Origin of the sequence: Flavonifractor plautii ATCC 29863 (genome assembly GCF_000239295.1) — a bacterium.
Taxonomy (GTDB): Bacteria; Bacillota; Clostridia; order Oscillospirales; family Oscillospiraceae; genus Flavonifractor; species Flavonifractor plautii.
Genome location: NZ_JH417797.1, coordinates 1 through 11,527, shown reverse-complemented (window position 1 = coordinate 11,527; position 11,527 = coordinate 1). Strand labels below are relative to the sequence as shown.

At 59.9% G+C, this 11,527-nt stretch carries 10 protein-coding genes; 5 read left to right on the top strand and 5 right to left on the bottom strand.

What is annotated here, in order from left to right:
• The first annotated feature begins 16 nt into the window (after positions 1-16).
• The 4 genes from HMPREF0372_RS10985 (at position 17) to HMPREF0372_RS10970 (ending at position 4,574) form a co-directional block, all read left to right on the top strand.
• A complete protein-coding gene (locus HMPREF0372_RS10985) occupies positions 17-1,408 on the top strand; it encodes an MFS transporter (protein ID WP_024723252.1) in 1,392 nt (463 codons plus the stop codon).
• 98 nt (positions 1,409-1,506) lie between these two features.
• Positions 1,507-2,829 carry a class II D-tagatose-bisphosphate aldolase, non-catalytic subunit gene (locus tag HMPREF0372_RS10980; protein WP_039997281.1) on the top strand — a complete coding sequence of 441 codons (1,323 nt, stop codon included), beginning with the start codon at positions 1,507-1,509 and terminating at the stop codon, positions 2,827-2,829.
• A 52-nt stretch (positions 2,830-2,881) separates the two neighbouring features.
• Positions 2,882-3,754, top strand: coding sequence for a class II fructose-bisphosphate aldolase (locus HMPREF0372_RS10975; protein ID WP_039997280.1), 873 nt, complete (start codon positions 2,882-2,884; stop codon positions 3,752-3,754).
• A 154-nt stretch (positions 3,755-3,908) separates the two neighbouring features.
• Entirely contained in the window at positions 3,909-4,574 is a 666-nt protein-coding gene (locus HMPREF0372_RS10970; protein WP_035298592.1) for a manganese catalase family protein, read from the top strand.
• Between the two features lie 166 nt (positions 4,575-4,740).
• Here the strand turns inward: HMPREF0372_RS10970 and HMPREF0372_RS10965 are convergent, their stop codons facing one another.
• The 4 genes from HMPREF0372_RS10965 to HMPREF0372_RS10950 all read right to left on the bottom strand — a co-directional run bounded on the left by HMPREF0372_RS10965 (position 4,741) and on the right by HMPREF0372_RS10950 (position 9,758).
• Complete coding sequence (locus HMPREF0372_RS10965) at positions 4,741-7,407, bottom strand: ABC transporter permease (RefSeq protein WP_007492271.1); 2,667 nt, start codon at positions 7,405-7,407, stop codon at positions 4,741-4,743.
• A gap of 12 nt (positions 7,408-7,419) precedes the next feature.
• Positions 7,420-8,088, bottom strand: a complete 669-nt coding sequence (locus HMPREF0372_RS10960; RefSeq protein WP_007492266.1) for an ABC transporter ATP-binding protein — start codon at positions 8,086-8,088, stop codon at positions 7,420-7,422.
• A 111-nt stretch (positions 8,089-8,199) separates the two neighbouring features.
• The gene (locus tag HMPREF0372_RS10955; RefSeq protein WP_007492265.1) at positions 8,200-9,102 is read right to left on the bottom strand and encodes a sensor histidine kinase; all 903 of its coding nucleotides are present in this window, start codon (positions 9,100-9,102) and stop codon (positions 8,200-8,202) included.
• Positions 9,099-9,758, bottom strand: coding sequence for a response regulator transcription factor (locus HMPREF0372_RS10950; protein ID WP_007492264.1), 660 nt, complete (start codon positions 9,756-9,758; stop codon positions 9,099-9,101). The genes HMPREF0372_RS10955 and HMPREF0372_RS10950 overlap by 4 nt, the downstream gene beginning before the upstream one ends.
• Positions 9,759-9,974: 216 nt before the next feature.
• Here HMPREF0372_RS10950 and trhA point away from each other — a divergent pair, with 216 nt between their 5' ends.
• Entirely contained in the window at positions 9,975-10,730 is a 756-nt protein-coding gene (gene trhA / locus HMPREF0372_RS10945) for a PAQR family membrane homeostasis protein TrhA (protein WP_007492263.1), read from the top strand.
• Positions 10,731-10,780: 50 nt separating this feature from the next.
• Here trhA and trmB read toward each other — a convergent pair whose 3' ends face one another.
• Complete coding sequence (gene trmB, locus HMPREF0372_RS10940) at positions 10,781-11,452, bottom strand: tRNA (guanosine(46)-N7)-methyltransferase TrmB (RefSeq protein WP_174269965.1); 672 nt, start codon at positions 11,450-11,452, stop codon at positions 10,781-10,783.
• Positions 11,453-11,527: the final 75 nt, after the last annotated feature.

Sequence of the window (11,527 nt, the reverse complement as noted above, 5' to 3'; positions counted from 1 at the left end):
CAAGGAGGGAAATTTTGTGTCTACCGAAGTCGTTAAGGAAGCTAAATTAGAGGAAGAACCAAGGCAATGTACCAAGAAGGAAAAGCTCGGCCACGCAATTGGTGTACTCGGGCATGATTCTATGTATACCTTGTGGTCTACCTGGACTACTCCGTTTTTAACGGATATTCTAAAGCTGCCCGCCGGCTTCCTAGCGTTCCTTTTTGGTGGGGCTCGATTCTTTGACGCCTTTACCGATATCTCTATGGGTATCATTGCAGACCGTACTAGGAGTAAGTGGGGCCGGTTTCGCCCGTGGCTTCTCCGCTCAGGTCCTCTTATGGGGATCTGTTTAGCACTCTCTTTCTTTAAGCCCGATATCGGCACCATCGGACTGTGCATTTTTGCAGGTATTATGTATATCATCACAGGCAGTATTGTGTTTACCTCTGTGGATATACCATTCTGGAGCTTGCCTGCGGCAATGACCAGCAATACGAAAGAGCGCTCGGAAATTGTTGGCTTCACTACCACCGCGTCCAATACCATTACTGGAATTATTGGATTAGTGATGCCAATGGCACTGGCCTTCTTTGGCGAATTTAACTGGTATGTTTACTTTTTCCTTGCACTTGCTGTTGCCGTCTGGGGTGTGACCATGTACCTGATTTCCTTCAAGTTGGTACGGGAGCATGTGGTACCAGACGACAGTGAGAAGTTTGAGCTCAAACTGGCACTAAAAAATATTTTTCAAAACAAGCCCTTGCTCCTGATCCAAATCTCAAATATCTTTTGCCTGCTAGGTATGATGCTGAAAGGCTATCTCAATTATTATTATTGTGTATATAACTGGGGCAGCCTGGGTTATATGACTGTGCTGAACTTAATTAATCTGGTTGGTATGGTTGTAGGCGCATTGATCTTCACCTTTCTCTCTCAGCATATTGGGAAAAAGAATTGCATGTTTCTCTTTGCCGGGCTCATGACAATATCCAGCCTCGTTCTCTACTTTGCCGGGTATCATAACGCTATTGTACTTTTTGCCACATCTTCTGTCTCAACTGTATGCGTTGGAGCTGTCATGGTCTGTGTCAACGCGATGATGATGGATACAATTGAGTATGGCGAATGGAAAACCGGCCAGCGCAATGAAGCTATGATTACCTCTACCCGTTGCTTCGTGACCAAGTGTGTCATGGCAGTCGCAGGTATCGCTGTTGCCGCTGTAATCGGTCTGACTGGCTACATTCCCCAAGAGACCGTACAGCCGGTGAACGTATTAAATTCTTTCCACTTTGTATATACGCTAGTCAGTGCTGGAATTATAATCCTTGCAGTTGTCCCCATGCTGTTCTATAAGCTGACCGAGAAGCGCCACGCTGAGATCATGGAGGAGTTGGCCGCCCGCAAAGCCAGCAAGACCCAATGAAGAAGTTCTTAAATTTTATCGTCTGAAAACAGAACGTGCCAATGGGGCACCCGGCGGCTATCGCCGGGTGCCCTCTGTGCAAAAGGAAAGGGGAAGCTATGACCAATCTACAAATTCAAAATCCGATTTCTGAACTCTTGCAAAAGCGCGGACAGAATCGTGAAATGGGCCTCTATTCCTGCTGCAGTGCCAACGAGTATGTAATTCGGGCGGCCCTTCGCCGGGCCAAGGACCGTGATACGGTGGTGCTGGTAGAGGCGACTGCAAATCAAGTGAACCAGAACGGCGGCTATACCGGCATGACCCCGGTAGCGTTCCGGGCGTTTCTGAACCGTTTAGCTGAAGAGGAAAATTTCCCGATTGACAAACTGCTCTGCGGCGGCGACCACCTGGGTCCGCTGACCTGGACCCATTTTCCCGAGGCTGAGGCAATGAAAAACGCAGGCGAACTGATCCGCTCCTATGTACTGGCTGGCTTTTCCAAAATACATATTGATACCAGCATGCGCCTGGCGGACGACGCTCCCAATGAGCGGTTATCGGATGTTGTGATCGCCCACCGCGGCGCCCAACTCTGCCGTATCGCCGAGGAAGCTTTTGCCCAATACAGTGCGTGGCACCCGGAAGCCCCTGCGCCGGTCTATATCATCGGCAGTGAGGTGCCCATCCCAGGCGGCGCCCAGGAAAATGAGGACAGCGTAACCGTAACCGCGCCGGAGGACTGCGAAGCCACGCTGTCCACGTTCCGGGCGGCGTTCTGCTCCAATCATTTGGAGGCGGCATGGGAGCGTGTGGTTGCCATTGTGGTGCAGCCCGGGGTGGAATTTGCCGACGAAAGCGTGATCGAATATGACCGGACAGCCGCCCACAGCCTGACGGAGCATTTAAAGCGGCACCCCAACCTGGTCTTTGAAGGACATTCCACGGATTATCAGCCGCGGCAATGCCTTCGAAAGATGGTAGAGGACGGGATCGCCATTCTCAAGGTCGGACCAGCTCTAACCTTCGCCCTCCGGGAAGGACTGTTTGCCCTGGAGCAGATCGAACGGGAATTGTATGGGATGATGGATTTCCCGTGTTCCCATTTTCGTGAGATCCTGGAGCAGGTCATGCTGGAGGACCAGGGCCAGTGGACCAAATATTATCATGGCTCTATGCCGGAGAAGCGGTACGCCCGGGCTTTCAGCTACTCAGACCGGGCCCGGTATTACCTGACCAACAGCAAGGTACAGGGTGCGCTCCGCCTCCTGCTGGATAATTTGAACACAGCAGGCATCCCAATGGCCCTGATCAGCCAGTATATGCCAGTCCAATACGCCAGAGTCCATGCGGGTATATTGCCTCCCAAGGCTGAAGACCTCCTGATGGACCGTGTGGGGGACTGCATCGACGACTATCTCTATGCGGTACTCAGGGACTGAAGCAAATCTGGAGAAAGCAAAGCCTTGAATACGGAAAGGGTGGAAATATTATATGGCACTGGTAAACAGCAGAGGACTTTTGAGGGATGCCCGTGCAAACGGTTATGCGGTAGGCGCGTTCAATGTAGAAAATATGGAGATGATGCAGGCTGTCATCGCGGCGGCGGAGGCCGAGCACGCGCCGGTCATACTTCAGACGACGCCATCCACATTAAAATACGCGGAGCCAGCAGTCTTCGCGGCCATGGCCCGTGCTATGGCCGGCAAGGCGTCTGTGCCAGTGGCTATGCACCTGGATCACGGAGACCGGTTTGGACTATGTCAGCAGGCCGCGTCAGACGGTTATACCTCCCTGATGATCGACGGCTCTAAACTGCCGCTGGACGAAAATATCGCCCTGGCCCGCAGAGTGGTGGAGATGGCAAGCAGGATGTCTTCCCGGCCTTGTGTGGAAGCGGAGCTGGGGAAACTGGGCGGTAAGGAGGATGATCTGGAGGTCAAGCCAGGTGAGGATCTTTACACAGATCCAGGCGAGGCGGCCCGTTTCGTCCGGGAAACGGGAATCGACTCTTTAGCCGTAGCCATTGGGACCGCACATGGTTTCTACAAGGGCAAGCCCAGGCTGGCCTTTGAGCGGCTGACTCAGATCCGGGAAGCGGTAGATATCCCCCTGGTGCTCCATGGCTCCTCCGGTGTCCCGGACGAAGATGTGCAGCGTGCGGTATCCATGGGTGTGTGTAAGGTCAACTTCGCCACGGAGCTTCGGGCCGCCTATACCCAGGCGGTACGGGACTGTCTGGCTCATGACGCCGCGCTCTACGATCCCAAGAAATATGGGGGCCCCGCGCGGGAGGCCGTCATCTCTCTAGTGCGGCATCGTATAAAAATTTGCGCTGGTAAAGTCGGCTTGATTGCTCCCTTGTAAGTATATATGACCTTTCTTTCCTAATGCATATCGTATTCTTTTGGTGGTAAAGGTATTTCAATCTGCCGCCTGTATCATGCAAAACGAGCAGAGCCCGCATAGCTTTTCTAAATTGCGGAAAGCTAAACACAACCAATCGGAAGGGGTGATATGCTTGTTCAAGCACGAAAAACAACTGTTTCATCCAGTAGAAGTGGAGCAGCCCAATCCTCAGTATGCCGCACTATTGCAGGAGCAGCTCGGCGGCGGCAACGGCGAGCTAAAAGCTGCCATGCAATATATGTCCCAGAGTTTCCGCATCAGAAACCCCAAGATCAAGGATCTGTTTATGGATATCGCGGCGGAGGAGCTGAGCCACATGGAAATGGTAGCTCAGACCATCAATCTGCTCAACGGTCATGACGTGGAGGCAGACAAGGTCCAGGCAGGCGAGATCGAAACACATGTTCTGCTTGGTTTGAATCCCGGTCTCATCAACGCCTCCGGCTATTCCTGGACGGCAGACTATGTCACTGTCACTGGAGATCTCTGCGCGGATCTGCTGAGCAATATTGCATCCGAGCAGCGGGCCAAGGTAGTATACGAATACCTCTACCGCCAGATTGAGGACAAAAAGGTACGGGAAACCATCGACTTCCTGCTCAACCGTGAGGAGGCGCACAACCAAATGTTCCGGGATGCCTTTAATGAGGTGCAGGACAGCGGCTCCAATCAGGACTTCGGTACAACCAAGGCGGCAAAGATGTATTTCTCCCTGTCCAACCCCGGCCCCAATGCATTCGCGGGAAATGAAGTATCCGCGCCCAAGTTTGCAAAATAAAAAGCGGCAGGGGCCGTGTGGTCAAGAGTTCTTCTGCTTTATAAACCATCCTTTCCCTCAAGCCCTTGCTCCGCAGGGTCTTAAGGGGTGCATTCTTATCATAGGCCAAAACGAGAGCCGACTTGTCAAACAAGTCGGCTCTCGTTTTATATCCTGCGCCCGTTTGTCATTCCGCCTCCCGCAGGCGCTCCACCACGGTGTGCCGGGCGATGGAGCGGTAGGTCAGCAGGGGGATCACCAACCCCAGGACCACGAAGATGGGGAAAATAAGCAGGATGGGCGCCAGGGTGAAACGGTAGGTGAAGAACCAAAACAGGCTGTTCACGGCGGTACCCAGCAGCGGCCCCATGACCACTGTGAGGAGCAGGGAGGCCAGCACGGCCGCCAGGGTGTAGAGGAGGCCCTCCAGCACCAGCATCTTCTTGAGCTGCCCGCCGGTCATACCGATGGACTGGAGCACGGCGAACTCCCGCCGGCGGGTGATGATGCCGGTGAGCACGGCGTTGAAGAAGTTGAGCACGCCCACCAGGCCCACGATGAAGCTCAGCGCCCCGCCCAGCATCAGGAACATCCCCCGGAAGCCCTCAAACTCTGCGGCGTAGGTGGCCTTGCTCTCGTAATCGAGCTGGGGGTTGACGTTCTCCGTGTAGTCCCGGAGAAAGCCCTCCATATCCGCCGTCGCGCCGTCGTCCACGTCAAAGGCGTAGTACATGATATCCGCCGTGCCGGTGTCCTGGAGGAAGGTCTGGTCGTTGAGGATAAACTCGTCGGCCCCGTAATAGCGGTAGCTCAGGGCGGTGGGGACGCTGACCAGGGCTGCCACCTCATACTCGAGGTCCCGGTACTTCACCGCCCGGGCGGCAAAGGGCGCGCCCTCCGGAATGTCCTCCTCTCCGCCGTACACCTCGCCAGTGTTGGGGTTGTAGTACTCGTACTCCTCCACGTGCCGCAGTGTAATTTTATCCCCAAGGCGGGCCCAGTGGCTGTCCATCCGCGGGCTGCCGTAGTCGTCCTCGGAGTACACGGCGGCCACGTACCGCCCGCCCGGCTCGTAGAGCTTGGAAATATCCCCCTCCAGCACGGTCAGGCGGTCCAGGGCAAACCGCTCCATACCGTAGAGCTGGGCCCGGTCGGCCAGCAGGCCGTCCTCCGTGCGGTCCATGCCGGACACCATCTGATCCAGGGTTTCCGCGTCGTTCCACCGGCCCCACACCGAGCGGTAGTACTCCTCGGTGATGAACTCCTCCACCGGGGAGGTGCAGCCGTAGGTGCGGCCGCCGGCCGTGATGCCGCCCCGGGCCTCCACCTCTTCCACCGCGTCTTCCGGCAGGGCCATGTCCGGGTTGAATCCCTCCCCGCCGGTCTGGAAGTGTCCGGCATCGGCCAGGATGAAGTCGCTGGCCGTAAAGGCGGCGATATACTTATCCATGTCGAAGCCCTTGGCAAAGGTGACCGTCATGGTGAGCAGCACCACCGCCAGACACAGGGAGAGCACGGTGACCACCGTCTTGCCCCGGTTCCGGCCCAGGTTGGCCCAGGCCATGGAGAGCAGGGAGACTCCCTTCCCCACCCGCTTTCCGGCCTTCCTGCGGGTTTTGCTCCTCTCGGTGTAGCGCACCGCCTCGACAGGGGACACCTTTGCCGCCATCCGGCCCGGCTTGCGGCAGGACAGGAGCACCGTCACCAGGGCGAACAGGGCGGAGGCCGCAAAGAGGACGGGGTTGACGGACACAACATTGGTCACGCCGTTCAGCCGGCCGATCACCGCCGGGGTGAGCCCCGCCCCCACCAGCCAGCCCAGCAGCAGCCCCACTGGGATCCCCGCCAGGGAGAGGGCCAGGGCCTGGTAGCGGATGATGCGCCGGAGCTGGCGGCCGGTGGTGCCGATGGTCTTGAGCAGGCCGTAGAAGCGGATGTCGTTGGTGACGGAGATCTGGAACACGTTGTAGATGATCAGATAGCCGGTAAAGAGGATGAGCAGCAGCACGGCGGCAATGGCGGCCACCACCTGGACGTCCAGTCCGCTGGCGAGCTGGGCGCCGGTGTAGCCCCAGTTGACGCCGGAGCGAATATAGTCCTCCCCGGCGGCGTCCTCGCTCTGGAACCCGTGGCCGGCCAGAATCTGCTCCATGTCCCGCTCGATGTGGGCCGAGCCGCTCTTGAGCATCACGTCCAGGTTCCAGGCGCCGGTCATGCCGTCCTCCGGGGCGTTGGGGTTCACCCCCGCCTCGTCCAGCAGGGCGTCCACCCGGCTCTCCGGGAGGAGCACGTGGTTGGCTACGATGGCCTCGTCGTACTCCCACCAGCCGGAGAGGGTGAAGGTCTGAGTGGTCTCATGCCCGTCCACATCAAAGGTGAGGGTGAACCGGGCCCCCAGCTCCGGCTCCACGCCCAGCAGCTCCAGCACGTGGGTGTCGGTGGCCGCCTCGTCGGTACCCTCCTGGGGCAGGCGGCCCTCCGCCGGGTCGCAGTACATCCAGTGGGCGTCGTTGGCGTCGGCGTAGCTCACCTCCACGTGGGCCTTGTTGAAAGGGGCCTGAGTCGGCATACCCACGAACCGCCGCAGGCCGGCCTGCCCGATCAGGGGGTCGTCCTTCAGCGCCTCATACTGCGCTTCGGTCAGGTATTTGAAGCCGCCGTGGGAGTAGCCGCCCACCTGCCGGAAGTTGTTCTGCTGGAATCCGTCGTTGATGGACAGGGCGATGGTGAACAGGGAGGTAAAGAGCACCGTGGTCAGCGCAATAGCCAGCACCGCGATGAGGTTGCGGGTGCGGCTGGCCCGCAGGCTCCGCCGTGCCAGGGTGCGCACACACTTGCGGTTGGAGACGTTCATACCCTCGCCCCCTTACCGCGTGACGATGCGCCCGTCCTCGATGCGGACGATGCGGTCGGCCAACTGGGCGATCTCCTCGTTGTGGGTGATCATCACCATGGTCTGGGCGAACTTCTGCCCGGTGACCTTCATCAGTCCCAGCACATCCTGGCTGGTGCGGGAGTCCAGGTTGCCGGTGGGCTCGTCGGCCAGGAGGATGGCGGGCTTGGCAGCCAGGGCCCGTGCGATGGCCACCCGCTGCTGCTGGCCGCCGGAGAGCTGCCCGGGCAGGCTGTCCAGCTTCTTCTCCAGCCCCAGGACGGCGATCACCTCCCTGACGTAGCTCTCGTCCACCGCGCCGCCGTCCAGCTGAATGGGGAGGACGATGTTCTCATATACGCTGAGCACCGGCACCAGATTATAGGCCTGGAACACGAAGCCGATCTTCCGCCGCCGGAAGATGGTCAGCTCCTCGTCCTTCAGGGTGGACAGCTCCCGGCCGTCCACCGTCACCGTGCCGGAGGTGGGCCGGTCCAACCCGCCCAGCATGTGTAGCAGGGTGGACTTGCCCGACCCCGACGTGCCGATGATAGCCACGAACTCGCCGTTCTCCACGCTCAGCTCCACCCCGTCCAGGGCTTTCACCAGGGTGTCCCCCGCGCCATAATATTTCTTCAGTTCCCTGGTCTGCAAAATCGCCATTTGGAATCTCCTCCTGTGGAAAAAATGGGTACTGCCTTCTGACAGTACCCATTGTAGTGGATCAATCTTTCCACACTCTTTCTCAAATCTTACAGTTTGGAAAGATCCGCCCTATTCCCGGGGCAGGTAGAGGGAAAAGGTGGTTCCCTGGCCGGGGCGGGAGGCCACCTTGACATAGCCCCCCTGCCGCCGCAGGATCTCCCGGACCAGGTAGAGACCGATGCCCACCCCCTCCTCCGCCCGCACAGCGCCGCCCCGGTAGAAGCGGCCGAAGATCCGCCCCTGCTCCTCCTCTGGGATGCCGATGCCGGTGTCGGACACGTCCACCCGGCAGAACTGCCCCAGGGGGACGGCGGAGAGGGTCACCCGTCCCCCCGCCGGGGTGTACTTTACCGCGTTGTCCACCACATTAAAGAGGGCCTCCGCCGTCCACTTCCGGTCAAAGCGGGCGGCCGCCCCGCAGGGCTCCGCCGCCAGGGTAAGCCCCTTGGCCTCCGCCTGAGGACGGGCCTGGGCCAGCGCCCCCTCCAGCAGCGGCCCCACCGGCTGGGGCTCCGGCGCGGTGGTAATGATCCCCGTCTCCAGCCGGGAGGCTTTCACCAGGGCCTGGATCAGAAAGGACAGCTTCTCCGCCTGCCGGGACAGGGTGGCCGCCTGGGCGGCCTGCTCCGGGGACAGCTCCCCCTCCGCCAGCAGGGAGGCGTACAGCAGGATGTTGGCGATGGGGGTCTTGGTCTGGTGGGAGATGTCGGAGATCAGGGTCTGTATGGCGGCCCGCTTCCCCTCCAGCTCCCGGGCCGAGGCGGCGCTGCCGTTGAGGAACCGGGCCAGCCGGCCCTCCAGGGCGGAGAGGCGGGACTCGTCAAAGCGGCTCTCCCGAAAGCTGCCGTCCACCGCATCGGCGAGCATCCGGTCCAGCCGGGCCAGCAGCCGCCGGGTGTAGAGCCACTGGGCCAGCCCGAAGCCCACCCCCAGCGCCGCCAGGGCCAGGGCCCCGCACACCGCCGGGGTCACCGTTTTTCCTCCCAGGTGTAGCCCAGGCCGTACACCGTCTTGATGGGGGCGTCCGTCAGCTTGTCCCGCAGCCGTTTCACCGCCACCGACAGGGCGTTGGCGTCCACGAACTCGCCCCCGTCCCACACCCGGTCCAGGAGCTGCTCCCGGGTCAGGGTCTGCCCCCGGTGCTCCACCAGCAGGCGCAGCAGCCGCTGCTCCGTCTTGGACAGCTCCACCTCCGTCCCGTTCCGCATAAAGCGCAGGCGCTCAAAGTCGAAGGAAAAGGGCCCCAGCTCCAGCGCGGCCGCCGGGGCGCTCCCCCGCCGCAGCAGGCGGTTCACCCGGGCCCGCAGCACCGCCAGGGAGAAGGGCTTGGTCACGTAGTCGTCCGCCCCCAGCTCCAGACCCGCCACCTGGTCGCTCTCCAGGTCGTTGGCGGTGAGAATCAGCACCGGCACCCCGCTGGTTCGCCGCAGCGCGGTGAGAAAATCCAGTCCGTTTCCGTCGGGCAGGTTGAGATCCAGCAGCACCAGCGCGTATTCCTCTTCGCCCAGGGCCGCCCGGCCCTGGGCCAGGGTGGCCGCCACCCTGATTTCCCGGCCCTCTCCGGCCAGCGCCAGGGCGATCCCCCGCCCCAGCGCCTGATCATCTTCTATCAGCAGAATCCGCTCCATGCTCCGCCCTCCCCTGTTTCGCGCCTCTTATCATAACACACTCCGGTCCCTCCGGCAACCGCCGCCTTGTCCGCATAGTGCCGCCCGTTCCGCCATATCCTAGCGTTGTTCCCTTTGAACAGGAGACCGAATATAATTTCAAAAATTATATTTAAAGTTTCTATTGATTATATTGTGCGGCATGTGCTATACTAAAGATAAGGAAAGGTGATCCATATGAATCAGGAAAACGCACTCCCCCGCCGCAAGGCCATGCTCTATTATCCTTCCCAGGCAAAGCCGCGCCCGGTCAGGCTGCGGGAAAAGGACCGGGACCCCTATGACGGGCTGCGTCCCTGGTCCGCCATTACCCACGGCATTGGGGCCGCCCTGGCCCTGCTGGGCACCGTGCTACTCCTGCTGCGCTGCGCCGCCCTCTCCCTCAGCCCCTGGCACGTGGTTTCCTTCCTTATCTATGGTGTGAGCATGGTGGGTCTATATACGGCCAGCACTCTCTATCACTGCCGCAACGTCAGCGTCAAGGGCCGTATCGCCCTGCGCAAGTACGACCACGCCTCTATCTACTTCCTCATCGCCGGTACCTATACCCCTATCTGCCTGGTGGTGCTCCGCACCGACGGTGCCTGGGGCTGGGCCCTGTTCGGTGTCATCTGGGCCTTGGCCCTGGCCGGGCTGGTGCTCACCCTGGCCTGGATCACCGCCCCCCGCTGGCTCACCGCCGGCATCTATATCTTCATGGGCTGGCTGGCTGTGGTGGCCCTCGTCCCCCTGCTGCGCCTGCTCCCCCCTGCCGGCTTTTTCTGGGTGCTGGGCGGCGGCATTCTCTACACCGTGGGCGGCGTGCTCTACGCCGTCAAGTGGCCTGGCCGCGATAATCCCCGCTTTGGCTGTCACGAGATTTTTCACCTGTTCATCCTTATGGGCTCGGTGTTTCACTTCATGCTCATGTACCGGGTGGTCGCGTTTCTCTGAGCACAAGTAAAGGAGCTTCCGCCATACAGCGGAAGCTCCTTTTTGCGCGGTCATTCCTCTGCTGGAGGCTCCGGCACTTCGGGCAGCGGGCCCATGGTACCCAGACAGCGGTTGATCGGGGTCCCCAGGTTGTGGAACTTCTCCTCGTAGTCGGTCATTACACCGTGGATGCCGTCGGCGTGCAGGTCGCGGGTGACCTCAGACACCCCAAAGCCCACCCTGGGGAACTGGAACAGGGACCACTCGAATAGATCCCGGTTGTCTGTCTTGAAGTGGATCTCCCCCGCCTCTGCCAGCACCTGCCGGTAACGCAGCAGGAAGTCCGGGTGGGTCAGCCGCCGCTTGGCGTGGCGGTTGCTGGGCCAGGGATCGCAGAAGTTGATGTAGATGCGGTCTACCTCACCCGGAGCAAAGAACAGCGGAAGCTGCGCTACGTCCCCATCCACAAAAAAGACGTTGTGCAGCTCCTGGGCACAGACCCGCTCCATGGCGATCACCATGGCGTCCGGCACCCGTTCCACCGCAATATAGAGCGCCTGTGGATTCTGCGCCGCAGTCTCCGCCGTAAAGCGGCCCTTGCCGCAGCCCAGCTCCAGAAAGACCTCCTTCGCCTCGGGCATCAGCTCCCGCCACTTTCCCTTCCGCTCCTCCGGGTCGGAAATCAGCACCCGGGTACAGCGTTCCATCCGCACTCCCAGGTTCGGTTTTTTTCTCATTCGCATAGCCTAGCTCACCTCGTATGGGCTATCATATCATATCAAAATGCTGTAGGTTTGTCAAACATATTGGACGGTGAA